Origin of the sequence: Bradyrhizobium sp. B025 (genome assembly GCF_042257955.1) — a bacterium.
Taxonomy (GTDB): domain Bacteria; phylum Pseudomonadota; class Alphaproteobacteria; order Rhizobiales; family Xanthobacteraceae; genus Bradyrhizobium; species Bradyrhizobium diazoefficiens.
Genome location: NZ_CP170150.1, coordinates 5,831,404 through 5,857,099, shown reverse-complemented (window position 1 = coordinate 5,857,099; position 25,696 = coordinate 5,831,404). Strand labels below are relative to the sequence as shown.

Below are 25,696 nucleotides of genomic sequence, written 5' to 3'. Positions count from 1 at the left end.
CCGGCACTTGGCCGGCGCACTGGCCTTGCGTAGTTTGCGTCACGACAACAGGGAGAATCTGTCCGTGACCGACTATCGCAAGCTCTTCGATCTCACCGGCAAGACGGCCGTAGTGCTCGGCGCCGCCTCAGGGATCGGCAAATCGTCGGCCGAGGCGCTGGCCGGGTTAGGGGCCCGCGTCGTCTGCGCCGATCGCGCGCTTGACGCGGCGGACGCGACCGCCGCCGGCATCCGCGACAAGGGTGGTTGGGCCGAAGCAGCTAGCTGCGACGCTGCAAGTGCTGCGGACGTCAACGCGCTCGCCAAAACCGTGATGCAGAAATTCCCGCGGCTCGACATCGCCGTGACGACCCCCGGGCTCAACATCCGCAAGACCATCCTCGACTACACCGAGGAGGATCTCGACCGCGTCCTCAACCTCAACGTCAAGGGTACGGTCTGGTTCTTCCAGGCCTTCGGCCGCATCATGGTCGCGCAGAAGAGCGGCAGCATCATTGCCTGCTCTTCGGTGCGTGCGGTGACCATCGAGCCGGGCCTTGGCGTCTACGGCTCGACCAAGGCGGCGATCGGCCTCCTGGTAAAGGGCTTTGCCTCCGAGGTCGGCCATGCCGGCGTGCGCGTCAACGCGATCGCGCCGAGCATTGCGGAGACCGCACTGACGGGCCCGTTCAAGCAGCGCCCCGACATCTATAATCTCTATGCCGGCCATACCGTGTTCAACCGCTGGAGCAGTGCCGACGAGGTCGCCACTGCCGTGGCCTATCTCGCCTCGGACGCCGCGAGCTATGTCAGCGGCAGCACGCTGTTCGTCGATGGCGGCTGGACCGCCGTCGACGGCCCGCCGACCGGCCTCACTCAGCTGCACAAATAGGGATCGCATCTAGCCGGCAAAGCCCGCGCGCTGGCGCAGCTCCCTGTGATCTGCGCCGGTCAGCAACGCAATCAGCGCAGCGGCCTCTTTGGGATGTGTGGCCCGCGCAGCCACGCCGGCCGTGTACATCGTCACCAGCTCGCATCCCGGCGGCAATGATCCCGACAGCGCGATGCCGTCGGTGGCGATGATCTCGGTGGCCTGGGTGCATCCGATCGGTCGCGTCGCGGTGGAGGCCGCAAGCTCCCGCATCGCCGTCGCGCCATTCGGATAGATCTTCAGGCGCGAGGCGACCTCGTAAGCGATGCCGAGCTGATCCAGCACTTTTGCGACGTGTTGTCCCGCCGTGGACGCCTTGATATCAGGGACGTAGATGGCGTCCGCGGAACGCAACACATCGCGCAAATCGGCTTCGGTCTTCGCCGTCACCCTGGGATCACGGCCGCGAACTGCCAGTGCGGTCTCGACCCGGCCGACATCCGCGATCGAGGAGGGGACAGCGAGTTTCTCTTCGGCGAGCTTCGCAAGCAGCGCCTCCGTCAGGATGACGAGATCAGCCGGCGTGCCCGCACGCAGCTTGTCGGCCATGATGCCGACCGCGCCGAATTCACCATCGATACCGAGGCCGGTCTGCGCCTTGAAGGCCTCAGTGAGGCCGCGCACCAGGCCTTGCGCCGCGCCGCCGCTCAAGATGTTCACTGTCGTCACGATGCAAGCTCCATGGCTGCGATGATCCTGTCGCGCGTGATCGGCAGGTCGCGCACGCGCACGCCGAGGCAATCGAACACGGCATTCGCGATCGCCGCCGTCACCGGACCGTGGGCGGCTTCGCCGGCGCCGACCGGCTCGATCTCCGGCCGCTGGATGATCTCGACATCCACCGCCGGCACCTCGCTGAAAGTCAGGATCGGATAATCCGTCCACGAAGTCGTGGTGATGCGTGACCGGTCGAAGCGAACACGCTCCTTTAATACCCAGCTCGTCGCCTGGATGGCGCCGCCCTCGATCTGGTTGATGACGCCGTCCGGATTGATGGCCTCGCCGACATCGACCGAAAGCGTCAACCGCTTGACGCGGATGTCGTCGGCACCTTCGATCTCTGCAATCGCGGCGCAATAGGCACCCGTGTTCTTGTAGCGCGCAAAGCCGACGCCGTGACCGATACCGGCCTGCTTCTGTGGCTTCCATGCGGCACGCCGCGCCGCGGCGCGGATGACATCGCGCGCCCGTTCGTCGCGGAGGTGACGCAGGCGGAATGCGATCGGGTCCTCGCCGCGCAGGGTGGCGATCTCGTCGAGCAGGGACTCGATGGCGAATACATTGCCTTGTCCGCCCAGCGTCCGCAGCGCCGAGGTGCGCACCGGCATCGTCAGCAGCCGATGGCTCGTGATCGTCCAGGCCGGCAGGTCATAGAGTGGAACGGAGTTGCGGTCGCCGCCGCCGCCGTTGGTTGCCGGCGGATTGGTCGAGATCATGCGCGGGTAGGGGTTCGCGATCTCGGTTGCCGCGAGCAGTGCGGGCTGCGCTGCACGCCCCGGCCGCGCGGCGTGGCCGTTGCTCCAGATCGCATGGCGCCAGTCGACGATCTCATGGTCCGCATCGAGATCGGCCTCGATCTCGATGGCCATCGCCGCACCGAACGGCGCATGGGACATCTCGTCGTGGCGCGACCACTGGACCCGGACCGGTCGGCCGCCGGCCGCTTTCGCCAGCAGCACGGCATCGAGCGCGACGTCATCGGCGGCGTTGTGTCCGTAGCAGCCGGCGCCCTCCATGTGCTCGACCACGATGTTCTCGGCCGGCAGCTTGAGCACGATGGCGAGATCGGCGCGCAGCAGGTAGACGCCCTGGCTGTGCGTCCAGACGTAGACGCGATCACCGTCCCATCGCGCCATGGCGCAGGAGGGGGCGATCGAGGCATGTGCGATGTAGGGACGGGTGTATTGCCGGCGGAGGGTACGGGCGTGCACGCGCGTTGTCGCCGTCCGGGTGTCGATGACTGTGGTTTCGACCGGCTGGCTTTTCAGGAAGCCTGCGAGATCGTCTTCATCGGGCAGCGGCTCGCCGGCCGACCATGTCGCGCCTTTGCGCAGGGCCTTCAGCGCGGCTTCCGCCGCCGCTTCCCCGTCAGCGACCACGCCGGCAAAGCCGCCATCGCGGGCGATCGCGACCAGGCCCGGGACGGCGCGTGCGGCTGCTTCGTCCAGCGCAATCAGCTTGGCGCCCGAGATGCACGGCCGCAGCACGCGTCCGTGCAGTAGTCCAGGCAACGCTTGGTCGTGAATGAAGCGCGGCTGGGCGAACACCTTGTCTGGAATGTCCACACGCTGCACAGAATGTCCGGCGATGGCGCGCTTGGCGGCGCTCTTCGCCGCCGCGCCCGCGGTGGCATCGTGGTCGAGCGAGACGTCGCCCGCGAGCTCCCAATAGCTGGTCCTGACATTGCCGGGACCCGAGATCGTGCCATCATCGACATCGAGCAACGCTGCATCGACACCGAGACGCTCAGACGCCGCAAACAGGAAACGCTCGCGCACCTCGGCACAGACGTGGCGCAGCGCACGGCCCGATTGCTGGATCGACAGGCTGCCTGAGGTGACGCCTTCGTTCGGGCTGGTGGCCGTCGAGGCGCGGATCATCTCGATCCTGGAGATATCGACGTCGAGCTCGTCCGCGGCGATCTGCGCCAGTGCCGTGACGATGCCCTGGCCGATCTCGACCTTGCCGGGCGAGATCGCCATGCGGCCTTCGCCGGAGAACCTCACCCACGACGACAGCCTTGGATTGGCCACCAGGCTGACCGGCAGTTTCGGGGCAGGGGAGCTCATGACGCGGCCATCTCCGAAGCTGCGCGCAATACCGCACGCACCATGCGGTTATGCGATCCGCACCGGCACAGATTGCGATCGAGCGCCGCTCTCACCTCAGCCTCCGTCGGCGACGGATTTCGCTTCAGCAGCGCCGCTGCGCTGATCAGGATTCCCGAGACGCAATAGCCGCATTGCATCGCCTGTTCGGAGATAAAGGCGCGTTGCAGCGGGTGCGGTCGCTCTGCCGTGCCGAGGCCTTCCAGCGTGACCACGTCTTTATCCGCGACCGACCACATCGGCATGTCGCAGGACGCCATCGCGCGGTCGTCGACCATGACATGACAGGCGCCGCACTCACCGGCTCCACAGCCGAAATGTGGACCGGTGATGCCGACCCGGCTACGCAGCACGTCGAGCAGCATCTGGTCCGGATCGGCGTCCACGGCGATCGCTGCGCCGTTGAGCCGGAATTGAATGGTGGGCATGAGCAGTGCAGCCTCAGGACTTGTCGAACTTCTTGACGACATCGGCCCATTTCTCGATGTCGCCGCGCAGGAATTGTTCGAATTCCAGCGGTGTCATGGACATGGGTACGGCGCCTTGCTCGGTCCAGAGTTTTATGATGTCCGGCCTCTTCACCATTGCGTTTACGGCGGCGTTGAGCTTGTCGATGACAGGCTTCGGCGTGCCGGCCGGCGCCATCAGCCCGAGCCAGATCGTCGCCTCATAGCCGGGAACGCCGGCTTCCATCGTGGCCGGCACGTTCGGCAGCACCGCGGAGCGCTGCTTGCCTGTGGTGGCGAGCGGGCGAACCTGGTTTTCGGCGATGTTCGGTGCCATGGCCGGCACCGCGTCGATCATCATCTGCACCTGCCCGCCGATCACGCCGCTGCGCGCTTCGCCGCTGTTGCGGTAGGGGACATGGACGACATCGATGCCGGCCATCGCTTTGAACAGCTCGCCGGCCATGTGATACGGCGTGCCCTGGCCGGAGGAGGCGTAGTTCAGCTTTCCCGGCTGCGATTTGGCGAGCGCGATGAACTCGGCAAGCGTCTTCACCAGGACTTGCGGATTCACCACGATCACCAGGTCGGAATAGTTGACCGGCGCGATCGGCGCGAGGTCGCGCATCAGCTCGTATTTGCGCTTGTCCGCCGTCAGAAGCGATTCATTCGCCGTCTGGGTGTTGGACATCATCAGCAGCGTGTAGCCGTCGGCCGGCGACTTTGCCGCTTCGACCGTGCCGATGACGCCGCCCGCGCCGGTGCGGTTCTCGATCACGAAGGGCTGGCTAAAGCTCTCCTGGAAGACGTTGCCGATCAGCCGGGCCGCCACATCGGCCGGCCCGCCGGCGCCGAAGGGGACGATGATCCGCACCGCGTGCGTGGGATAGTCCTGTGCCGATGAGGAGGATGCGGCGAATGCGCCGAGCAGGCCGGCGGCCAGCGCAAGCATGAAGCTTCGGGCTGTCATGCCCACCTCCCTGATATCGTTTTTGTTGGTCGGCACTGTAGCGGCAGGGAAGGCAGACTGTCGACGCCTCACAAGGCCGATCTGACCGGGAATATCGGGCGTTTTTCGGCGTAACTGGGCCGCATTTCGCGCTTGCGGCAGGAACCGCCGGCGCGCGCGGTTTGAGCAAATCGCATGGGCACTGCCGGATAAATGCCCTCGGCTGACAGGTATTTTGGTGTTACGAACTGGGACATGAACCAGCACGCCAAGATCGAAATCCGCCATTCGACCTGTCCACATGATTGCCCCTCGGCCTGTGCCCTCGACGTCGAGGTGGTCGAGGGCCGCAGTATCGGCCGCGTCCGCGGTTCGAAAAAGCAGACCTATACGGCCGGCGTCGTCTGCGCCAAGGTCGCCCGCTATGCCGAGCGCATCCATCACCCCGAACGGCTGATGTATCCGCTGCGTCGAACGGGCGCGAAGGGCTCGGGTCAGTTTGCGCGGATCTCGTGGGACGAGGCGCTCGACGAGATCGGGCATCGGTTCAATCAGGTGGAGCGCGAGTTCGGCGCGGAATCGGTCTGGCCCTATTACTATGCCGGCACGATGGGCCTTGTGATGCGCGACGGGCTCAACCGCCTGACGCATGTGAAGAAATATTCGCGCTTCTACCAGACCATCTGCGCCAATGTCGGACGCATCGGATTTGCGATCGGCACGGGCAAGATCGCCGGTGTCGACCCGCGCGAGATGGCGCTGTCCGACCTTGTGGTGATCTGGGGCACCAATCCCGTCAACACCCAGGTCAACGTGATGACGCACGCCTCGCGTGCCCGCAAGGAGCGCGGCGCGAAGATTGCGGCGGTCGACATCTACGACAACGAGACCATGAAGCAGGCTGATATCAAGATCATCCTGCGTCCGGGCACCGACGGCGCCTTCGCCTGCGGCGTCATGCATGTCCTGTTCCGCGACGGCTATGCCGACCGCGCCTACATGGACAAGTACACCGATTGCCCGGCCGAGCTCGAGGCGCATCTGAAGACGCGCACACCGGAATGGGCGTCCGCGATTTGCGGCGTGCCGGTTGCGGAGATCGAGGCTTTTGCGAAAGCGGTCGGCGAGACCAAGCGGACGTTCTTCCGCTATGGCTACGGCTTTACGCGCAGCCGCAACGGCGCCGTGCAGATGCACGCGGCGAATTGCATTCCCGCGGTGACCGGCGCCTGGCAATATGAAGGCGGCGGCGCCTTCTTCAACAATTACGCGCTGTGGCACTTCAACGAATCCATCATCGAAGCCCACGATGCGGTCGACCACAGCGTTCGCGCGCTCGACCAGTCCAAGATCGGCCGCATCCTCACCGGTGACGCCGAGGCCCTGCGCGGCAAGGGACCGGTCAAGGCGATGCTGATCCAGAACACCAATCCGATGACGGTGGCGCCGGAGCAGGCGCTGGTTCGGCAGGGCTTTGCGCGCGAGGATCTGTTCGTCGCGGTCCACGAGCAGTTCATGACCGAGACGGCTGAGATGGCCGACATCGTGCTGCCGGCGACCATGTTCATGGAGCACGACGATCTCTATTACGGCGGCGGCCACCAGCACATCTCGGTCGGGCCGAAGCTGATCGATCCGCCCGGCGAATGCCGCTCCAATCATGAGGTCTTGCAGGCGCTGGCGCCGCGGCTTGGCGCAAAACATCGGGGCTTCGAGATGGCGCCGCGCGAATTGATCGACGCGACGCTGAAGCTGAGCAACCACGGCGACATCGGTGCTCTCGAAGCGGATGTCTGGCGCGACCTGCAACCGGACTTCCGCACCTCGCATTATCTCGACGGCTTTGCCCATGCCGACAAGAAATTCCACTTCAGGGCGGATTGGGCGCACCCGCCGTTCGGCGTGACGATGGGCGATTTCGACAAGATGCCTGATCTGCCGGACCATTGGGCGGTGATCGAGCATGCCGACCAGGCCCATCCGTTCCGGCTTGCCACCAGCCCCTCACGCAGCTTCCTCAACACGACCTTCAACGAGACGCCGTCCTCGCAGGCCCGCGAAGGCAAGGCGAGCGTGATGATCCATCCGCTCGATGCCGCCGCGCTCGATATCGCCGATGGCGATGCCGTCACGCTCGGCAATGCTCGCGGGGAAACCACGCTGACTGCGACGCTGTTCGAGGGCGTGCGACGCGGCGTGCTGATCGCGGAGTCCGTTCATCCCAACAAGAACCATATCGGTGGCCGCGGCATCAACATGCTGACCGGCGCGGATACGATCGCGCCGATCGGCGGGGCTGCCTTCCACGACAACAAGGTCTGGATCAGGAAAGCGACCGCGGCCTGAGGCGCGCCTCGCGCTTCGATCGCCCTGCAAATTGCGTCGAGGCGCTAAAGCGGCGCCGCGCCGCAGTTTGCGCTTGCACCTCTCGCCCGAGCTGCCGCAAATGGCGGCAAACGGGAGCAAGGAAGCGAGCGTGCCATGACCGACACCACAGCCGTCATCACCGAGAAGCGCGGGCAGGCGTTCTGGATCACCATCAACCGGCCGGAGAAGCGCAACGCGCTGAACGGCGACGTGATCGCCGGCATCAGCAAAGGCTATCGCGACGCGCATGAGGACAAGGACGTCCGCGTCATCGTGCTGACGGGCGCGGGCGACAAAGCGTTCTGCGCGGGCGCGGACTTGCAGAATTCCGGCGCGGCGTTCGCGATGGATCATTCCAAGCCAAATGTCGACTATGCCGATCTGCTGCGCCTGTCGCAGAACGCGACCAAGCCGGCGATTGCGCGCCTCAGTGGCGTCTGCATTGCCGGCGGCATGGGCCTGCTCTGCATGACCGACATGGCGATTGCGGCCGATCACGTCATCTTCGGCTTGCCCGAGGTGAAGGTCGGCGTGTTCCCGATGCAGGTGCTGAGCCTGTTGCAGAGGATCGCGCCGCGGCGGCTCGTCAACGAATGGGCGCTTACGGGCGAACCGTTCGATGCGAAGGCCGCGCAGGCTGCGGGACTCCTCAATTATGTGGTGCCCACGGCCGAGCTCGACGCCAAGGTCGACTGGCTGATCGGCCGCATCGTCGACAAGTCCCCGACCGCGATCCGCCGCGGCAAATACGCCATGCGCGCCATCGCCGCGATGTCGTTCGACGAGAGCATCGCCTACACCGAAAGCCAGATCGCGCTGCTCGCGATGACCGAGGACGCCAAGGAGGGGTTGAAAGCGTTCGCCGAAAAGCGCAAGCCTGCTTGGACAGGGAAGTAGCTTTCCAACCCGAGTCCGATCGAGCTGTAGAAGATAAGACGAAGCGGATTGCGTGGCTCGCCCACTGATTCGACCTCAGAGGTGATCTTTCAGTTCGAGCAGCTTAGCCGCCCCCGCGGGGCCAGCAGGCGGTAAAGTATGGCTGCCGAATGCCAGCAGGACACGCTTGATGACGTTGCGCAAAGCCTTATCGGTGATCGCAACCAGGAAACGCTCGCCTGCACGCGGATATACTGAGGTGCGCTTAGCACCAGTCAAGTACCAGCCTGAGCCACCACGAGTGAGCTCAATCTCGGTCGAAATTGCCCGGAAGCGATAGGCGTTTACCGCCGGCCCTGCCGGCCGAAAAATAAGCTTCGCGCCAGGGCGGTCACGGCTGGGGATGTCGTACTTTTCCAGATATTTCTCGGCACGAACCGCCGCGGCTGCAACGTCCGTTTCACTGGTGATCGTAAAGCTGATTGCTCGGCCGTTCACCGCTTCCAGCGCGCGAGTGAGCTCTGCTTTCGTCTCTTGTTTACCAACTTTGATCTTCATCTTCATTTCCACTATGTTGGGGCCGGTCGAGCTGTCTGGAAAAGACTCTCGACTCTCCGATGATGTCCGGCGATTGCCGGTAACATCTGCTTAGCGCTCCAAATTTGAATGCCGTCTCGCACAACATCAACCGCGGACTGTCTGGCTCGTCCGGAGGCCTCCGGTGCCCAGCTGTTGAAAACGGGGACGGCGGCCTGGAGCCCTGTGGAGTGTACCCAAACGTGAGACGCGGGAAATTTGAGACAGTTCTCTAGAGGAGAACGTATGCCCAAGAAATCTCCCCGTGCTTTCAGCTGAGAATTCAAGCTTTATGCGGTCCGTCGTATTCTGCCGAGTGAATGCATAAGGGCTCTGTCGCAGGAGCTGAATGTGCTGCGTAAGGACCTCCACGCATGGGCGATCTCTTGCGCGTCGCCGGGGCGCTGCGGCCGATCGGCCAAGCAAAAGCGATGCCGTTGCTCCGAACCTGAAGGAGCGGGCGCGCGGTGTTGCGTCTGCCGATTGGTGCGCCGGAGTGCATTGCCGAACGCGAGTGCAAGACGGCCAGCCGCAGGTTGAAGTGGATTTTTCCGGCAAGCCTTGTGGCGGATCAAGGAAGCACGCCGGCCGAGCACCGGGCCTGGCGTAACGGGGTCTGCGCGGTCATCCAGGCGATGACGGTGGCCCGGCGGCAAGGTGAACTGACGGTCGAACGGATGTGCCAACTGGCCGGCGTCAGCCGCGCCGTTATTACCGACATTGGGCGGCTTCCGCCCGACGTGCGGAAGAGACTGGCGCGTGGGACGCGATCCAGCGGCTGGCGCTTGCCATAGGCATTGCGGCTATCGGCGGATCATTGCACAGTTGCGCCGCGAGAGCTTTGTGGCGAACCACAAACGCGTGCTCCGCTTGATGCAGTAGGGATAATCTGCTGTGTTTGCGGCAGCGGCCATTCGAGCCTGTTAGCGCGCCACCCCTGGCGCGTGGTGCTGAACCTGGCCCGCGGCATGGTGCCTGACGGCCTCGACCAGCTCTGGGGCGCCGGACCTACATCCGCCTGCAGGAGGAGTTCACTATCTGGCCATCGTGCTCGATGCCTTCAGCCGCCGCGTGGTCGGCCGGGCTTTGGACACGCATCTGGTGGCGCGTCTGGCGGTCGCGCCGCTCTCCATGGCGCTGGCGGCGCGCCAGCCGAGGCCCGGCAGCCTGATCCACCATTCTGATCGCGGCATCCAATATGCCTGCGGCGACTGCACCGAACTCCCCCAGCAGCACGACATTGCGCCCAGCATGAGCCGGGTCGGCAACCCCTACGACAATGCGAAGGCGGAGAGCCTCATGAAGACCCTCAAGCAAGAGGAGGTGAACGGCCAGACCTGCCGAGACGCGCAGTATGCCAAAATGCGATCGGCGCTTTCGTCGAGGAGTTGTACAATGGTCAACGGCTACGCTCGGCGTTGGCCCACCGGTCCCCTGCCGAGTTCGAAGCAAATTTAGCAAGTTGCGGGGCTGCTGCGCAGCAGCCCCCAGCCGAAGGGCTCCGTTATCCTCGAGCCTTACGGCCTTGATCACCTGAAGGACAACATCACGCAGCACGCTGCTGCCTTGGCGCGCGATCTTCCAGGGTCAGTTGCGTCATGGCCATCCGATCGCGGCCATGGAGCATCGTGGATAGGATTGCCTGCAGTTTTGGGTACTGCAGGTCGTTGGTTCGAATCCAGCTGCCCCGACCAGTTTTTTCAAGCACTTAGCAATCGACCCGTAGGCGAAGAAATCCGCTGGGGGAAGGCAGGGGGAAGGAATCCCTGAAGCGCGATTTTTGCTCCTCAAAGAGCCGTGCGATCGTGCTCAGTGATGGGAAGCTTTTCAAGCTTTGCTGCCCTTCGTGGGCTTCGACGTCTTCGCGCGTCGACCTCTCAGGTAGCGTGCGAGGCTCGCGCATAAACGTCCGCCAACTCCTCCTCGAGCATGCTGGTGGCCACGATCAGCGCCCTTATTGTCGCCAGCAAGTCGCCGCCACAAGCCTCGATCGCGTGCTCAACAGCAGCGTCCAACTCCGCGGCAGTGTCCGGAGGTTGTTCGTCTTCTTTCGCACTCTCTAACATCTCAACCCCCGTTGACGTCGAGCCATTCTGTTCTCTATTTGTTCTATCGTCAACCGTGGAGTGGTCATGGCCGGGCGACGATGTGCGGAGTGGAGGTTTCCGACAGCCAAACAGGTTAAGGCTGAAGAGACCGCTAGAAGGTTGGCAGAGGCGCAGCGGCAGCGCGTGCAAGTCGATGATGAGGAAGCGTGGTGGGCGGCGGTGCTATCGGATCCGCGCGCCGAGACCCGTCTCCCGCTTGCCCGCAGGACCCTCGCCGAGATCAAAGCCTCGGTGTTGCGCGTCGAATGCCTGAAATGTTTTCGCGTCGTCGAAATCGCGCGCGAGGAGGCGCTGCGGCGCTACGACGGGGGCTCGCTCTGGAAAGAGGTCGCGTCGCACCTGCTGGCCGATGGCTGCCAGCATCGAACTGGCCGTCACGAGGAGGACGGGTGTTGGCCGGATTTCACTTAGGCTTGTCCCCGACTAGCAACGTTACGATTGCCTCGCCTTCGACGTGCTCGACCATCTCGAGCTCGATGTGCTTGTGCTCACGACGCGACAGAACGAGGGCCCTGGCTTTCTCGACCAGGATCGCCTTGATCTCAATCGTCGAGAACGTCACCTGCAGCTTGCGGTGGACCTCAGGCATCAGCGGATCCAAAAAATGAGGGACCAGTAACCCACAGAGGAACGGCTAACTCTGGCCGACAGCTATCCCTGTTCGCCACCGGCACTGGCAATCGCAAGGATGCGCATCTCGATCTGCAAGGCGAAAGACTGATCTCGAAAAATTTTTGGAGCTCAACTTCTGACGACTAAAGCAACGTCTACTGCTCATGGGCTGAGCAGTAGTGCGAGCAATAGACGTCCCTTTTCGAGCAATGAACATCCTGTCGCAGCCTGCCAACATTCGAAGTGTATGTAGTTGATGAGACTCATGTTTTAGGACTGCTGACCGAACTGATGTTGGCAGGTTGCGACAAGCGGCTGCCGCCAAGCCCTGTTTGTTGAGCAGCAAAGCGGGCTCAGAGCCAATAAAACGCATCGGAGCACAGCGCCCACCGAAGATCAGGATCGATCCATCGCACGAGCAGCGTTGTCCAACCTTCGAGATCGGACCCCACCAAGCGGCCAGACAGTCGCAGGGTTCGGCCGGTTGGGTCCGGCAGGAAGGCCCAGCGGGCGAACTCGAACTGCGGCAGCCGCATATCGATTTCATCGCGCCGAGGTTGCCAGCCAGATTGGAGCCGCTCGCTCAATCGATCCAGGACTTCGGGCGGAACAGGATTAGAGATCATCGGAAAGGTCTCGCGCAAGAACATCACAGGTCCTCAGAAATTTTGCTTTTCGGCCTACCAAGACAGTAGAACGCGTCCTCGGTCAGGGCCCACCTGTAGTTGTGGTCCAACCAAATCAGCTTGGTGGTCCGATGCCGTTTCCCCTCAACGAGACCAACAATCCCTGCCGATCGGTCGTCGATGTGGACAAGCCACTCGTCGATCAAGGGCGCTTGTTTCAGCTCGATCACTTCCGGCATCTTGCCGTGCAGATAGCGCACGACATCGTATTTTAGGCTCGACGCTCTCGCTTCATTGCTCAGCATCAGTGTCTCACTGCCATCTGATCACGGGCCTCGAGCGTCGCGGACACGATCGCTTGCAACTTTCTTAAAGAGAAGCCGGCTCGCGACCATGCGCGCGCGATGACGTCGAGTTCGTCCGTTGCGAGCGCCTGGGTGAAAGCGTCTTCGCCGGCCTCCGATGCGATCTCACGCACTAGGTTGGCGGCCAGGATCGGAAGGTCCATCAGGCGAGGCGAGGGCACCTTGATAATGCGGAACCGATCCTTGAGCGGCGCAGGCAGGTCCTCCACCGAATTAGAGGTCGCGATATGGTTGACCCAGCTCAGATCGAGTTCAGCATCGAGCGAGGCGTCGCGGTAGCGAGACGATGTCTCCTTCTCGAGGAACGGCAAAATGGCGTTCGCCAGGCGTCCGTTGTGCTGGGACGTCCCGGCCTTGTCGGCCTCTTCAACCAGAAGTAGCGGATTGCCAATCCGCGCCTGGTAGATCGCTCGCGCTGGCGCGCATGGCACGGTGTTCGACCAAGCCTTTGGGGTACCAGCGTAGCCGACGGCGTCGGTCGAGCTCGAACCATCGATCCTGTAAACGGATAGCCCGCACAGATCGGATATGCGGCGAACTAGGCGCGTTTTACCCGTTCCCGCAGGGCCCGATAGAAGAATTGGCCTCCAGTGCACGGCCTGACCTTCGCGCAGGTCGCGCAACACGAGGTCGATCGCGGACGTGGCGTGCGGATATTCGCTCAGCAGCACTTTTCGGACGCGCTGAAGGTCGCGGGCCACGATTAGGGGAAGGCGAGCGTCGATAAGCTCCTCGTACTCCTTGACCGCTGAGGCCAACTTCGAGCTTTTTGCCTTCGGCATCACCACGAGGCCTGGCTCGTCCGAAGGCGTGTCCTTGGCGACCGCCGGTTCTGCGCGCGGGACCACCGTACTAATGCGATCGCGCGCAGTGCGCTCCATTTCCGCAACCACCCACTCATTGTGAGCGATTAGGAAAATGCTGCGACCGTCATCCTCGAAAGCGCCGTCTGCGGCAGACCACCAAGTCGCCAGCTTAGCCTTGATCATCTTCTCCTCGGACTCAGTGGCGGCCGGCCAGATATTCTCAGCGCAATAGGCTAACTGGGGCAGCACAGCATCGAAGGTAAGCGGAACGCCAGCGTCGACGGCGAGCATTTGCGCGCAGATCGCCGCCTCTCCCTCGCCAAGCTTGAAGAGGCGCGCGGCGAGCTGGCTGCACGCGGCCTTGCATCGTCCTTTCTCGCCGCTCCAATAGTCGGCCGCCAGGTCATCACGCTGGAGGCCCGCGATCCCCTGAAGACGGTTCCAGACCCAGGCCGCAGCCTGAGGCCAGCCCTTCTGAACCAAAACGTCGGTCGGGAGCAGCGCTGGCGGCGTTGACTTGTTAAGCGAATCCTTGCCATTTGGCGGTGTACATTCGGCTCGGTCTTCCTCAATGAGGCGAAGCCAATCCTTCATTTTTGGGTCATTAGACATGATATTAATGTACACCATTAATATGGCTGAAGAAATGAGAGGGTGCAGCCGTGGTTAAGAAGAAGCAAAAGGGCGTGCTTGGCGACCTTCGCCGGGCGGTCGTGGCAGGCACGGAAGCAGAGATCAAAAAGAAACTCGGTCGGCCATTCGGAGATCCTGCCGATGTTCGAACGTCTCGGCTCGCGCAGCGGGTGCACCCGGATCTGATGAGTGTTCTCGATCAGCGCAGCCGCGAGTACGGCTTGGCCAGGAGCCAGTTCGTCGAACGCATCCTGGTCGACTACTTGAACACTCACGAGCAAGCGCAACTCGATGTGGTCGGTAGATGGGTGCCTAACGCAAAGTGGACACGAAGCATGGTGAGGCGTCTCGATCAGCTTCCGCATCCGTCCCAGCCGCTCGAGGTAGGCCTAAGAGTAGAGAAAGAATGGCAACAACGCGGACAACATGAGGAGTTCAACGAGGAGTTGGAATTGAGCGCGCTCGGAATTGACAGCCCCGAGGAACTCGATGCCGCCAGGCGTCGGTACGCGCCGACGAGACCCCGGAAGAAAGCGAAGCCGACGGGGCGATGATCGCGTTGTCCACAGCTTCGTTTCCCGGACCGTCAACACCGGAGAAAACCCGCTAAAACAGGGCATACGTCCGGAGCGACGCCTCCGGAGAAAAGCTGCGCCAAGCTGCCATCATTGAAGTTTTAGCTTCCGGCTTGCCGAGGTAGGCGACCTTAATTCGAGTCCACGCGCGAAAAACCCCGCGCACCAAGGACTCGAATGGCGGCGAAATCTAGGGCAGAATGTATTGATCTTGACGTGGCTGACGCCACGTCGCTGTCTGAAGCGCATGACCTCGCGTCGGCGCGTCGATCGGCTCTACCGGATTCTGAGAAGCGCAATCTCGCTGAGGCAAGTGCCGTTTCGGCCGCGCGCAACGCTGCTCGCCTAAAGCGTCGCAAGAAGGCAAAGCCCCGCTCGAAGGCCGAGCGCGACGCCGAGCTTGATGCGGCCTATGCCGCCTGCGGCAGCGCATTCGCAGAGCGCTTCGCCCAGCTCACCCCGGAACAGACCGCCGAGATCGATGCCCGCACCAAGGCGGGTACGCTGAGCTCGAAGGCCCTGCAGCGCATGATTGACCATCTGCCGGTGAGCAAGACGCCGCGCCAGGTCTACTTGGTCAACAAGGACGACCACATCGCGCATCAGACTGCGCTATACCGGGATTGTCCGTGGAGCCCGCGATCGTACAACGCCACCCAGTCTGGAGAGTCCCGCGTTAAAGAAGGCTACGTGTTTGAAGGCTCGGCCGAGATCGCCCTCAGGACCGGTAGTGCGACCGCCGGCCTGATCGGCGGCAAATACTTCCAGAACCGCTTCGTCCAGAGGGGGTATAAGACTGGTGGCGCCACGACGATCACTGACGAAGGCGAGACCTACGAGGAAGCCGAACCGCTACTGATGCGCATCATTCAGGCGATCCCGGCCGAGAATGGCCGCCGGCGCAAGAATGCCCAGACGCGTGCCCGCATGCTCACCGGCCCCCGCAAGGATGACCGCCGGGTCTACCCGAACAAGCGCTCGGCCAACGACTGCGTGTATGCCAGCACCTCGAACCTGCTGCAGCTCATCCGTGTCGACATTGACAAGCCTTTCCAGAGCATCAACATCCTGCTCGCCAAGCTCCAGTTCCTCGTCGACGAGGGCAAGCTGCCGTGCATGCCGCACTTCGTCGTCTGGATCTTCGACGACCGCTTCCCGGGCTGGGTGCTGAATCCGCATTTGCTCTGGCTCCTGCCGGCCGATAAGTGCGTCTGGGCTGCCGATGGCGGTATGAAACAGAAAATACTGTACGATCGCGTGGTCACCGGCCTGACCGTGGCCTGCCTCGACGAGGTGTTCCTCAACGAGCATGGCGAGCACGAGGGCCTCGGCGCCGACTTCGGCGGCATGGCCAACCCCAGTGATTTCAAGAACCCGGTCTCGCCGCACTGCCACTACGTGATCGCCAATGGCACGCACTTCCCAGACCTGGGCGAGATGAGCGAGAGCTTGTCCTGCACGCTCGACCGCGAGTCCATGGCTCGCCTGCTGTCGATCAAGGCGATGACCAACGCGGGACTGAGCAGCCAGAACAGCCAGCGCTTCTGGACGTGGGCCTACAAGGCGGTCTTCGAGGTCGCGCGCGAGCTCTATCTTGGTGGCAACGCGGCCTACGACCCGCGGTCGCACGTCTTTGATGTCGACACCTTCGAAGAAGAGATCGCTCGCATCTCCGCCAGCCTGGTTCCAGATGACATCAAGGCGCGCAATTCCACTGAGGAAACAAGCTGCCTCAAGGCGATCACCACGCGCGCCCGGTTCGTTGCCTGGAATTTCGATCCCAACAAGATCGACGACCCCGGTATCGACCGCGGAGCCTGCGCCGAGATCATCCCGCCGACCGCCAACGTGCGTGAGCGCCAGCAGATCTCGCAGCTGCGGACCTGCGAGGTTCGCGTCGACGCCTCGCGTGAGCTAATCCTGGGGGCGTACAGGCACGCTTTGGCGAACGGGCTGCCGACCACCCACGTTGCCATCGCGAACGCATCAGGCAGGCACGTAAACACGGTTGCACGCTATGCCCGCGAATGCCGTCAGCAGGCACAGCACGAGCTGTCGAGCCAATTTATCATGTTGTTGGGAGCCGCCGAACAGGCTCCGCGCACGACACCGGAGAACGAACCCTTGGGGATCGAACCTATCCTTTCGGACGTCAAACACGCCCCCACCACCACTGCGCCGACGAACCCACAATTGGGTGTAGGGAAGGGGGAACAGGATATCTGGAACGAACCAGAACACCTTCAGGACAACCAACCCAACGCAGATGGGCCAGCCATGTCGAACGGCTGGAAGCCGACGCTCGGAGGGATGGCAACCGACGAGAGGGAGCCGGAACACAAACCGGAGATCCGAAAGCCTTGGGTGTCAGGACAGCCGACGCTCGACAAGCTGGCTTCCTACGATGGCGATCCGAGCGCGTGGAAAAGCCTGGAAGCCGACCGTCGACGAGATGGCAACCGACGAGAGGGAGCCGGAACACAAACCGGAGATCCGAAGCCTTGGGTGTCAGGACAGCCGACACTCGACAAGCTGGCTTCCTACGATGGCGATCCGAGCGCGTGGAAAAGCCTGGAAGCCGACCCTCGACGAGTTGGCAACCGACAGAAGGAAGATCCGAAAGCCTCGGATGACCGCGCAGCGGCTACTCGACAAGCTGGCATCGTACAATGGTGATACGACAGCATGGGAAGGCCTGCGCACCGAGGAGCGCCTGAAAGACAGGATCGTTTCGCATGTTCCCCGCACCGTCAGTGCCGATGAGGCAGATGACTTCGATGTCCACGAGGACCTGTGGGACGCATGGGAACGCTCCAGCGCTCAGATGGAGCGGTACAACGAGCGCCGTGAACGCGAGTTCTCCGGTGTTATGGACGACGGGTTCATCTACGGCCCGGACGATGATGATTGATTGGTGGCCCGAAGCTTCGCGCTGTAGCACGGGCTTTTGTCCGAGTGATTGACGACCGGTTCTCGACACGCATACGAACATCGTCACTTCGGTCTTGCGGACAGCGGTGGTAGCCGTAGCGGCATGAGCAAAGCACTTATCACACAGAGCGTGGAATCGATCGACCAGGAGACCGCCGAGACCTGGTTCAGGTCCGGTGTGCTCGGCCGCCGGAAAGGCGTTCGACAGCCAGAGGCGTTGGTCCGAGCCAAGAGCCGCCGCCGGACCGCGAGATGGCGCGCGAAGAATGACGAGGCGCGCCGGCCGGAGGCTGTCACCGTCGCGATGTCGCTGTTGCGAGCGGTCGCCTCCGCACGTCTGTCGGAACTTTCCCCTGAAGAGCGCGGTGTGATAGGCGCGGCGCTCGTCGACCTGCACGATCAGGGCTATTCGCTGCGCGAGGTTCTGGCCGTGTGCCGACGCCTCCGCCGGCGGGTTCACTCCGAGTCCGGCGGGTCGGCCGGCGCGTAGCGATTACGATATAGCGTAAAGAGACCGGCCCGTTACGCTTTAACGTAATCGTTGGTAGCCCCGCGTGACATGCCACGATCGGCCCAGTCTCATCGTTGTCGCGTCCGATAAAGCGATTGGATGGACGCGTCAGCCAAACGTCAGCCTCTCACGACAGCCGAGCGGTCTCGCGAATCCCGAGCCCGTCGGCTCGAGCGCGGCGAACCGAGCGTGGCGGCGGTTGATCGGGCACTGCGAACGGTGGTCCTCAACCGTGCCACGAACGTCGAGACAGTCGCGCTGGATGATCTGGTCCCCGGCGGTCATCAATCTTCTCATGTCCGATCCAGAAGTGAGCCACCGAGGCTGCATGGCGGTCCTGCGGTCGATGATCGAACGCGCGGCTGGCCGCTCCCAAGTATTCCCGTCGCCCGAACGCGGCGATTGTTCGTACCGATCACGCCTACATTCGCGGGCGCGAAGTCCCCATTGTAACTCTACACCCAATGGAACTCGATGGGTGAAACGGCCTTAAGGCCAGTCAATTGCGGCCCGCCGGGATCTAATCTAAATTGCGGCCACCAACGCTAGGGAGCGGGCGGTCCTTGCGGAGCGGCCGCCGAGGCCGCTGCGGCTGGTTCGACAGGTACGGTTGGCGGCGCCGAATTGCCTGGCGTTACCACTGCGGCGCCAGTGCCGGGTGCCTGCCGCTCCAACGCATGCGCCAGCCGAACACGACATGGAGTCGGCAAAAGGCATAAACGTCTTGCCGGGTGCGGCTATCCCTCAAGCGTGCCGGTCAATGTCATGAGCGTCCAAACGCCGCAAACGATCTATGTACGAGCCCCCCTAATCCGCAGCATCACTCGGTGCAGATGGGGGTAGAGCGGGCAAAGGAACCCTTGGACCCGGTCAACGGCTTCCCTTGTGAGCCGTTTGCCCTCGTTAACGCGACGACGATCAGGACGCCGACGAAGGTGTTGAAGTTTCGGAGCACTACGACGCGGCGAACGATCGATCGGAAGTGCATCGAAGGTTTCGCCTTTCCGTATTTCGCCCTTCTGCGGCCGAAAGGCTGCCTCAGCGGAGCGTCCGATCGCCTGCTGAATCTCGGAACGTGCATCGTTATCGATCGAGATGTTCTTCTTCGATGCGTTTATAAGCGTTCTCGGTCAAGTACTGACCGAACGCTGTTTGATCCGCGAAGTCCTCGCGACGCGGCGGACGAATAGGTTCCGAGAAGGGTAATGCCGTGGTCGGACACTTCCACGAAGGTCATGGCTATCACTTCCTCGAAGATCATGTGAGTGGCCTTGCGCTCCAAAACTGACGTCATCGTCAGCCTGTGTTTGCAGTTGGTGAGGGGCGGGCTCGTGTGCAGATGAGTCTGTCAGCGTCTCTCTGAAGCGGTAAGTGTGCGCGGTTCGGATGGTCCACGATCTTCAAGTCGGGCTAATTGGTGCCGGCCGACTCGGACAAGCTATCGGTCGCAGCGTTGAAGACATCTGGGGCCGTCATCTCCCGGTGTGGAGCCGCCGCTTCGCTTGGACTGAAGCAGTTGGAGAGGAAGCGGACGGATGCGCAGTTGACATCAATTATCCCGGGCTGAGCAGCGCACCGCTCCCGCGGGTGATGAATCAAGATATCTTGCTCTGTGCCATCCCGAATTGGGCACTGACCGATATCGCCCGCGTGCACTCTAAGCCCTTCCAGAGCTTTTCCGGCGTAGTCTTGTTGGCCGGCGCGGATACGCCACCCAAGGCGCTCGCTGCACTCTTGCCCTATGGCACGCTTGTGCGGATCGTGCCGATTATTCTTCCGGGCCGATCAGAGTTCGTTTTCTTTGCCTACGAACCCGGCGGCGCAAATCAAGCACTGAGTAACGGTCTTGCTTTTCTCAACGCCCTCGGCTCGGTAATCACCGTGCAGGATGACCGACAGTACAACGAACTGACGATCCTTACTTCACCCTTCGCAACCGTAATCCGCACTGCCCTTAGGACCGCGATCGCCGTGTTTCTCGATAGCCGCCAGGAAAATCCGAAGTGGCAGCGGGTTGCGGAGAGCGTTACGGCCCTGTCCCTTTCCGGTCACGACTTCCCGATAGGCCACTCCGGAGGAGTAGATCGCATTGCGACACCAGGAGGGATCACAGAAGCGGGATTGTCTGAGAGTCGATTTCTGGTCCAGGGATTGCTCGCCGTCATGCATGCGATGCGAAAGCGAGCCGACGCACTTGGCAGTCCGGTCGCGGAAACTGGAGCTGAAGCGGGTTAGGTGCGCCGATCACGGCGTCGTTGCACTTGGACTCGGGCATCTTGCCCTCCTTTCTGGTAGTAGAGCGAATCTTTGGAGAACTGGAGGCGGCGAGCGTCACGATGCAAAATCCCTTTGACATGAAATCTCCATCGATTTCCCATGGTCACTCTTGCTTTCGTTGCCACATCGTTGATCATACTATTGACGCCTGGGCCGACTAACACGGTTCTCGCTACATGTGGCGCAGCCATGGGGGTTCGCCGAAGTATCTCTATGCCTTTTGCTGAGGCGATAGGTTACGTGATTGCTATTTCGTTCTTTGTTGTCTTCGCCCAAAATGTACGCGCTAATCCTGCTATGTTTTTCCTGGTTAAAGCAATTGCCTCTCTTTGGCTGATGTATACCGCTGTGCGGTTGTGGAGAACACTATTTGAGCTTCAGTATAAAACTCCGGTCGAGTCATTCCTAAGAATTCTCATAACGACAATCGTCAATCCAAAGGCGATGTTAGTCGGAGTCGTTCTGATACCGGCTGACGCTGCAATCCAAGCCTATCTTTGGATTGCCACCTATGCGGTCATGTCGATATTCGCAGGTATGGGCTGGGTTCTTCTGGGTTCCTTGATGCCGCTCAGAGTTCGGCGGCATTCGTACAAGCTTGCTTCAATCAGTCTCGGGTCTTTCGCGATCATGACCGTTGCCAGTGCTCTTTCATCGTAGGAAGTGATCGTCCGTCTGAAGTGATCACGATATTCTGTCTCAGCATTTTGTTTCACGGATCCTCGTGGCGCGCGGCGATCACCTCGCCCTGATCCAACGGACAGACTGAGGGGCAGATCACGCGCCTCAAGCTCGTCAGACGCCAAATGTACGGCCGTGGCAAAATCGATCTGCTTCAAGCCAGACTAATCGGCGCAGAATAAAGCTGCACCAAAACTGCGTCATAGCCAATTTTGGACGCCGATCCCCCGGCTCAGGGGGGCAATATTGCAGGCCGAATGACACCCATGGGCTAGCCCCCCGCGCAATCGCTTGGCCGGTCTATTTGGCCACCGGATGGCCGCACGGAACGCCACTGCGTATGGATTAAAGGCAGGGGGACGGAGCGACGACGAAGACCTTGGCCTGCATCTTGGCGACCTTCATGGTGTCGGTCGGCTTTTCGACCGGCGCCGTCCTCAGGAGCATGAAGCTGGAAGCGACCATTACAGTCAGCTGTTCATGATGATGGTGACGCCGAAGATCGCGCCGGCGGCCGCGCATCAGCCGCCGAGACCCAAGGACAGGACCATCTGATCTCCGATCGTGCTAGTGAAATACTGTGCGATTGCGAATTCTCGAGCCGTACCAAAAACGTGGCGGACGTACCAAAATCGCAGAAACAGACGTGTGGCGTCTCAAAATCCTTACGCGCGTCTCAAATCCCTTAAATGCGGGCAGGGCGGTCTCAAAATGCTTTTCCCGAGTAGGTGTTCCCAAACGCCGGGTAGATGTTCCTTTTTATACGCAGTAATGCCGGGCGCAAATTTTAGATGCGCACATGTACGGCGCACGTGTACCGACCGGTTAGGCGGACCGCGACAACCTGGCGGCTCCGTTGGCTTCCAGCCAAGCGAGGCCAGCGCCAGTGATGGTCCAGTCAAACTCAAACTCATGGCAGCGTGTTAGTCGGCCAGATGAAAGCGACTTTGCGCAAGGCGTTGACACCACGCTCGCCGATCCGCGCGGGCGCCGATCCGGGCCGCTGAAGCGACCATTCCGTCCATCTGAATGATCTCTCACGTAGAACGGCGCCGCCAGCCATCGCACTCAGGAGTTCGCGAGGCACGGGCGACAGCCGAACCTCAGCGCCGCCTGCTTCGTAGACGGGTTCAGGCGGCCGCACATAGGCGGCATCAGTCATGCTATAGAGCCACCGCTCGCGCTCGTAGACGGAAATCCCATCTTCTGGGATTGGCTTCCAACCCACCACGGTCATCGACAGCGGTCCGTCCGGGGGGGGCTTGTACCAGTACGAAAGCTCGTGGCGACGCGCCGCGCGACGGCGACTGAGAGGACGGGCGACTGATATGCGTAGCCCGCGACGTAGACGAAGGTGCCTGCGACGTAGTCGGTCAGGTCCCGCCAGTCGGCCGCTTCGAGTACCCTGGCCCAGGGCTCCTCGATAGTCGACAAGCGAGCTTCGTCTGCGGCGACGAGCTTCATCGCGGTTAGCGCCCGGATCTTGCGGGTTTTGATCGCGAGGTGATCGTGGTTTCCCAACTCGCGACCCTTGTCGATGGCCCGGACCAGCTCGCCGGTAGCGACCTCCCGCCACGTAGCGCCGTGCTCAGCTACGAGAGCCAAAAGCCAGTTTAAGACGTAGGCGTGGATATCCGCGGATACCTTGGGGACATCGTACCCGGCGTCGCGGAGCGCAAGACCCGCGCGAAGGGTCTCTGACAACGGCAAGGTCAGGACCTCCGCGCAGAGGCTGATCGATCTGGTCGAATGGCGTCGGCTTCATCGATTTCTGCCTTGCGTTAGGAGTGGAAAAATCTTCGTCTTGGCGGCAGCCACGACGGACATCGGATCGTGCGCAGTTCCGTCTGGCCGGCTTCACAAGTGGTCTGGCGGATCTTCTTCCGCGATGACCCCTAGCCAAGCCGGCCGGCGGATCGGCTTGAGATGAGGTTTCGCCGGAGGAGCCTCCGCCGAAGCTGCAGGCGGGCTCGCCGTACGAGCCGCGCTCGGCGATGGCCCAGCCGCTTCTCGTCCGGGCATGCTCATGGTCTCCGAAGAAATGCGCATCGGAACCGGCTTGTCCCAGGTGGCGTTCTTGATTGCTTCCGGGCTGAGGTCGTACTCCCCGATGAGCGTCGGAAAGAAGCCCATGTCGGTGCGCGGCTTCAATCCTTTGCCCGCGCTGCTGGGCGAGATCTCTGCGGCGGGCTCGCGCGGCAACTGCTGCGAATGCGCTGGCGGCTGATCCGTCTTCGCTGGCGCCGCCGAAGTTGCTGGCGGCCGTCGTCGCGGAAGCCGTGCCGATGGCGGCCGCGCCGGCGCGACGGATTGCGGCGCTGGCCTCCGCTCAGCCGGCGGCTGCGCCGCGAGCCCTGGCCGCGGAGTCGTGGGTCGCACCACTGGTGCCCGAGGGGCCGCAGGCGGTTGGACCGGCGCACTGGCCGGCGGTGTTACCGGGGCGATCGGCTCCGCCCGCCTTGTCTCGGCTGGGGGCGCCGCGAGAGGCTGTGCGCGCACAGGGGCAGGCTCGACCGGCGCGATATCGTCCGGCTCGGGGAAGTTTTCCTCCTCCACGTCCTCGTCGGGGCGGTCATAGCCAATGGTGTTGTCGTGGATGTCGAAGTCGTCAGCTTCGTCGCCCTTTGGCCGCGGATAGCGGTCCGCGTCCGTGGACAGATCGATCTGGTCGTTGTCATCGTCATCGCCACGATCGGACTCGACCTCCATCGTCTCGTCAGCCACCGGCTGTCGCATCGGCCGCTGCTGGGCAGACGCAGCCGGCTTTACCGCGAGCAGCTCGCGTCGCACCCTCTCGACCTGTTCCATGTGACCGATCATCTTAGCGACGGTCGCATCATCGGCGGAGACGAGGTTTCCGGCAGAGAAGTGCTTGCTGAACAGATCCGCGATCTCGCGGAACGAGATCCGGTGCTGGTCGCAGGCTTGCCAGAGGTCTAGGACGGCTTGAACTGAGGCCATTTGTTTTCTCCGTTGTCTGGCTACGCCACGCAGGCCAGTTCGCCGGTGCCGCAGGTGGAGCAGAGCCGGTTGTGCCGCCCGGCCGAAAAGAAGGCCTTCCCGCAGCACATGCACGATCGCAGGGTCGAACCCGGCTTAACCCCGAACCTAGAGATAGCTGTGGAGATACCGCTGGGCGTGGCGTTGAAAGCGGCCGCAATCTCGTCCAGCTGCTTCCCCGCGTTCACCAGCTCACCGAGACGGCGGATCGCGTTGGGGTCCCATGTCATCGTCCGCGTGGTAGGCGCGCGCTGGGAAGGCGCGCGGGGCAAGCGAAGTTTACGGTGGAGCATCGTCTCTACTGCGCCCCTGCTGCGACCGATCGCAGCGCCAATCTCACCCGGCGAGGTACCGAGCGCGTGCATCGCCTTCGCCTTATCCAGTTCGAACTGCGACCACGCATCTGAACGTGCCATGTTCCGAGCCTCTTTCAACGCTTCTTGTAGAAATCGAGCAATGCGAGCAGGGCGGCATCGATCTCGCGCGCCCGGGCTCGCAACAATTTGAACAACGCCGCGTCCACGTCGATGTTGGTACCGCCGCCGCGGACCCACCTGGAAAGCGCGACGTGGCTCACCCCGAGCGCCGCAGCGAGCGGTCGCTGCCAGCGCGTGCCGTGCAATGCGCGGCCCACCAGCTCGAGCCGGCCGGCGAGAGAATCTGGGACTTTCAGAGTTTGCGACATGCAGCGATACTGATTACGATTGATGATGCAACACTAATCGTTGCCGAGTTGGTAACAAGTGTCAAGCCGCAAGGATTCGTAGAATGCTTAAAAACCTCATGGCGGCTGTCGGCCGCGCAGTATTCTGGGCTGCAAATAAAACGGTGGAGATCGCCTTAGTGCCCGTGCACGCGATCTTGATGCAATTCTTTCCGGCGATCTACGAGCCGCTGCCGGATTTCGTGGAGAACGACGTGGCAGCAAATTTCGGTTTACTGCCCTTCGATCCCTTTGAACGCAGCGAGGAAGCAGCGGCAGCGAAAGAGACCGAAGCAAATTTGGTCATGGCCTGGGTCGCCGATGCGATGTTTTCTGGCGCCGAGCTGCCGCTCCCGGATGTTAAGCTTGGCATCCGCGCTTGGCTCGCTTTACTCTCGATCGAGGAGCTTGATCGCCTCGTTCAGGCCGGAAAACAAGCGGTTTACGGGCACCTGCACTTCGATATGATTATCGATGGTGTCCCCAAAGTCTCCGAGCGGGGCGGTCGCTCGGAGCCGAATTCTTGGGACCCTTGCTTCAGCGCCGGCGGCTTTGCCGTAGTTGCTCTGCGAGCCGTTTAAGGTGATATCGCGCGAGGGCGGCGTCGCACTTTGCGATAGCGAGATCGAGTGCGAGTTGGCGACGTTCAGCTCGATCGCGACGAATTCGATTTGCGACTTGCCGACGCGTGCTGTTCAATCTCGCGATCATGATGGCGCGATTGACCGCATCGTGTGTCGCGGCAAAGGCGGCGGTCGCACCAAGGGTCGCGATGGCTGCTGTCGCGTTGCCGTAGGCGTAAGGATTGGTTGAGAAGTCGCTCACTGTGTCTCCTGTGGTTTGCGAATTGACGGTGTACATTAATGCGTGTTAACAGAACCTAAACGCGCTAGAGATTCAGATGGAGGACGTTGGA

At 62.2% G+C, this 25,696-nt stretch carries 29 protein-coding genes and 1 tRNA gene; 17 read left to right on the top strand and 13 right to left on the bottom strand.

Features of this window, described 5'->3' with window-relative positions; genetic code table 11:
- The first annotated feature begins 64 nt into the window (after nt 1-64).
- Nucleotides 65-871: an SDR family NAD(P)-dependent oxidoreductase gene (locus ACE10W_RS27475; protein WP_375762188.1), complete on the top strand. Its 807-nt coding sequence runs from the start codon at nt 65-67 to the stop codon at nt 869-871.
- A 9-nt stretch (nt 872-880) separates the two neighbouring features.
- Here ACE10W_RS27475 and ACE10W_RS27470 read toward each other — a convergent pair whose 3' ends face one another.
- The 4 genes from ACE10W_RS27470 to ACE10W_RS27455 are packed head-to-tail and all read right to left on the bottom strand — an operon-like array spanning nt 881 to nt 5,154.
- A complete protein-coding gene (locus ACE10W_RS27470) occupies nt 881-1,579 on the bottom strand; it encodes a molybdate ABC transporter substrate-binding protein (protein ID WP_375762187.1) in 699 nt (232 codons plus the stop codon).
- Nucleotides 1,576-3,699, bottom strand: a complete 2,124-nt coding sequence (locus ACE10W_RS27465; protein ID WP_375762186.1) for a molybdopterin cofactor-binding domain-containing protein — start codon at nt 3,697-3,699, stop codon at nt 1,576-1,578. The genes ACE10W_RS27470 and ACE10W_RS27465 overlap by 4 nt, the downstream gene beginning before the upstream one ends.
- Nucleotides 3,696-4,166 (bottom strand): (2Fe-2S)-binding protein, encoded by a 471-nt coding sequence (locus ACE10W_RS27460; RefSeq protein WP_375762185.1) that lies wholly within the window; start codon nt 4,164-4,166, stop codon nt 3,696-3,698. Before ACE10W_RS27460 ends, ACE10W_RS27465 begins: the two co-directional genes overlap by 4 nt.
- A gap of 13 nt (nt 4,167-4,179) precedes the next feature.
- The gene (locus ACE10W_RS27455; protein WP_375762184.1) at nt 4,180-5,154 is read right to left on the bottom strand and encodes a tripartite tricarboxylate transporter substrate binding protein; all 975 of its coding nucleotides are present in this window, start codon (nt 5,152-5,154) and stop codon (nt 4,180-4,182) included.
- Between the two features lie 234 nt (nt 5,155-5,388).
- On the opposite strand from ACE10W_RS27455, the gene ACE10W_RS27450 reads away from it, so the two are divergent.
- Nucleotides 5,389-7,479, top strand: coding sequence for a molybdopterin oxidoreductase family protein (locus tag ACE10W_RS27450; protein WP_375762183.1), 2,091 nt, complete (start codon nt 5,389-5,391; stop codon nt 7,477-7,479).
- Between the two features lie 135 nt (nt 7,480-7,614).
- Nucleotides 7,615-8,397, top strand: a complete 783-nt coding sequence (locus tag ACE10W_RS27445; RefSeq protein ID WP_375762182.1) for an enoyl-CoA hydratase/isomerase family protein — start codon at nt 7,615-7,617, stop codon at nt 8,395-8,397.
- Nucleotides 8,398-8,472: 75 nt separating this feature from the next.
- Here the strand turns inward: ACE10W_RS27445 and ACE10W_RS27440 are convergent, their stop codons facing one another.
- On the bottom strand, nt 8,473-8,934 hold the full coding sequence (locus ACE10W_RS27440) for a hypothetical protein (RefSeq protein ID WP_375762181.1): 462 nt from the start codon (nt 8,932-8,934) through the stop codon (nt 8,473-8,475).
- Between the two features lie 485 nt (nt 8,935-9,419).
- Between ACE10W_RS27440 and ACE10W_RS27435 the strand changes: the two genes are divergently transcribed.
- The 5 genes from ACE10W_RS27435 (at nt 9,420) to ACE10W_RS27415 (ending at nt 11,471) form a co-directional block, all read left to right on the top strand.
- Nucleotides 9,420-9,746: a hypothetical protein gene (locus ACE10W_RS27435; RefSeq protein WP_375762788.1), complete on the top strand. Its 327-nt coding sequence runs from the start codon at nt 9,420-9,422 to the stop codon at nt 9,744-9,746.
- Nucleotides 9,712-9,834, top strand: a complete 123-nt coding sequence (locus ACE10W_RS27430) for an IS3 family transposase (RefSeq protein WP_375762180.1) — start codon at nt 9,712-9,714, stop codon at nt 9,832-9,834. Before ACE10W_RS27435 ends, ACE10W_RS27430 begins: the two co-directional genes overlap by 35 nt.
- Nucleotides 9,835-9,999: 165 nt before the next feature.
- Nucleotides 10,000-10,410 (top strand): transposase, encoded by a 411-nt coding sequence (locus ACE10W_RS27425; RefSeq protein ID WP_375762179.1) that lies wholly within the window; start codon nt 10,000-10,002, stop codon nt 10,408-10,410.
- Nucleotides 10,411-10,571: 161 nt separating this feature from the next.
- Nucleotides 10,572-10,646 (top strand) — tRNA-Pro (locus tag ACE10W_RS27420).
- A gap of 513 nt (nt 10,647-11,159) precedes the next feature.
- Nucleotides 11,160-11,471, top strand: coding sequence for a hypothetical protein (locus tag ACE10W_RS27415; protein WP_375762178.1), 312 nt, complete (start codon nt 11,160-11,162; stop codon nt 11,469-11,471).
- Here ACE10W_RS27415 and ACE10W_RS27410 read toward each other — a convergent pair.
- From ACE10W_RS27410 to ACE10W_RS27395, 4 genes are all read right to left on the bottom strand, one after another.
- The gene (locus tag ACE10W_RS27410; RefSeq protein ID WP_375762177.1) at nt 11,464-11,649 is read right to left on the bottom strand and encodes a hypothetical protein; all 186 of its coding nucleotides are present in this window, start codon (nt 11,647-11,649) and stop codon (nt 11,464-11,466) included. The two genes, ACE10W_RS27415 and ACE10W_RS27410, sit on opposite strands and share 8 nt — an antisense overlap.
- Before the next feature lie 376 nt (nt 11,650-12,025).
- Nucleotides 12,026-12,322: a hypothetical protein gene (locus ACE10W_RS27405; protein WP_375762176.1), complete on the bottom strand. Its 297-nt coding sequence runs from the start codon at nt 12,320-12,322 to the stop codon at nt 12,026-12,028.
- Nucleotides 12,322-12,603 carry a hypothetical protein gene (locus ACE10W_RS27400; protein ID WP_375762175.1) on the bottom strand — a complete coding sequence of 94 codons (282 nt, stop codon included), beginning with the start codon at nt 12,601-12,603 and terminating at the stop codon, nt 12,322-12,324. Before ACE10W_RS27400 ends, ACE10W_RS27405 begins: the two co-directional genes overlap by 1 nt.
- Nucleotides 12,603-14,063, bottom strand: coding sequence for an AAA family ATPase (locus ACE10W_RS27395; protein ID WP_375762174.1), 1,461 nt, complete (start codon nt 14,061-14,063; stop codon nt 12,603-12,605). Before ACE10W_RS27395 ends, ACE10W_RS27400 begins: the two co-directional genes overlap by 1 nt.
- A gap of 68 nt (nt 14,064-14,131) precedes the next feature.
- Between ACE10W_RS27395 and ACE10W_RS27390 the strand changes: the two genes are divergently transcribed.
- From ACE10W_RS27390 to ACE10W_RS27365, 6 genes are all read left to right on the top strand, one after another.
- Nucleotides 14,132-14,656, top strand: coding sequence for a hypothetical protein (locus ACE10W_RS27390; RefSeq protein ID WP_375762173.1), 525 nt, complete (start codon nt 14,132-14,134; stop codon nt 14,654-14,656).
- A gap of 237 nt (nt 14,657-14,893) precedes the next feature.
- The gene (locus tag ACE10W_RS27385; protein WP_375762172.1) at nt 14,894-17,353 is read left to right on the top strand and encodes a hypothetical protein; all 2,460 of its coding nucleotides are present in this window, start codon (nt 14,894-14,896) and stop codon (nt 17,351-17,353) included.
- The gene (locus ACE10W_RS27380; protein WP_375762171.1) at nt 17,307-17,588 is read left to right on the top strand and encodes a hypothetical protein; all 282 of its coding nucleotides are present in this window, start codon (nt 17,307-17,309) and stop codon (nt 17,586-17,588) included. The genes ACE10W_RS27385 and ACE10W_RS27380 overlap by 47 nt, the downstream gene beginning before the upstream one ends.
- Nucleotides 17,589-17,711: 123 nt before the next feature.
- Entirely contained in the window at nt 17,712-18,098 is a 387-nt protein-coding gene (locus ACE10W_RS27375; protein WP_375762170.1) for a hypothetical protein, read from the top strand.
- A gap of 1,407 nt (nt 18,099-19,505) precedes the next feature.
- Entirely contained in the window at nt 19,506-20,354 is an 849-nt protein-coding gene (locus tag ACE10W_RS27370) for a hypothetical protein (RefSeq protein ID WP_375762169.1), read from the top strand.
- Nucleotides 20,355-20,609: 255 nt separating this feature from the next.
- Entirely contained in the window at nt 20,610-21,056 is a 447-nt protein-coding gene (locus ACE10W_RS27365) for a hypothetical protein (protein ID WP_375762168.1), read from the top strand.
- A 1,254-nt stretch (nt 21,057-22,310) separates the two neighbouring features.
- Here ACE10W_RS27365 and ACE10W_RS27360 read toward each other — a convergent pair.
- Complete coding sequence (locus ACE10W_RS27360) at nt 22,311-22,781, bottom strand: hypothetical protein (RefSeq protein WP_375762167.1); 471 nt, start codon at nt 22,779-22,781, stop codon at nt 22,311-22,313.
- Nucleotides 22,782-23,103: 322 nt separating this feature from the next.
- On the opposite strand from ACE10W_RS27360, the gene ACE10W_RS27355 reads away from it, so the two are divergent.
- Complete coding sequence (locus tag ACE10W_RS27355) at nt 23,104-23,304, top strand: hypothetical protein (protein WP_375762166.1); 201 nt, start codon at nt 23,104-23,106, stop codon at nt 23,302-23,304.
- Nucleotides 23,305-23,669: 365 nt separating this feature from the next.
- Entirely contained in the window at nt 23,670-24,017 is a 348-nt protein-coding gene (locus tag ACE10W_RS27350; protein ID WP_375762165.1) for a hypothetical protein, read from the top strand.
- A 41-nt stretch (nt 24,018-24,058) separates the two neighbouring features.
- Here ACE10W_RS27350 and ACE10W_RS27345 read toward each other — a convergent pair whose 3' ends face one another.
- Both ACE10W_RS27345 and ACE10W_RS27340 read right to left on the bottom strand, forming a co-directional pair.
- A complete protein-coding gene (locus tag ACE10W_RS27345; protein WP_375762164.1) occupies nt 24,059-24,493 on the bottom strand; it encodes a hypothetical protein in 435 nt (144 codons plus the stop codon).
- A 14-nt stretch (nt 24,494-24,507) separates the two neighbouring features.
- Nucleotides 24,508-24,762, bottom strand: a complete 255-nt coding sequence (locus tag ACE10W_RS27340) for a hypothetical protein (RefSeq protein ID WP_375762163.1) — start codon at nt 24,760-24,762, stop codon at nt 24,508-24,510.
- 83 nt (nt 24,763-24,845) lie between these two features.
- On the opposite strand from ACE10W_RS27340, the gene ACE10W_RS27335 reads away from it, so the two are divergent.
- The gene (locus ACE10W_RS27335; protein ID WP_375762162.1) at nt 24,846-25,361 is read left to right on the top strand and encodes a hypothetical protein; all 516 of its coding nucleotides are present in this window, start codon (nt 24,846-24,848) and stop codon (nt 25,359-25,361) included.
- On the opposite strand, the gene ACE10W_RS27330 is transcribed toward ACE10W_RS27335, so the two are convergent.
- On the bottom strand, nt 25,318-25,605 hold the full coding sequence (locus ACE10W_RS27330; RefSeq protein ID WP_375762161.1) for a hypothetical protein: 288 nt from the start codon (nt 25,603-25,605) through the stop codon (nt 25,318-25,320). The genes ACE10W_RS27335 and ACE10W_RS27330 overlap by 44 nt on opposite strands.
- Nucleotides 25,606-25,696: the final 91 nt, after the last annotated feature.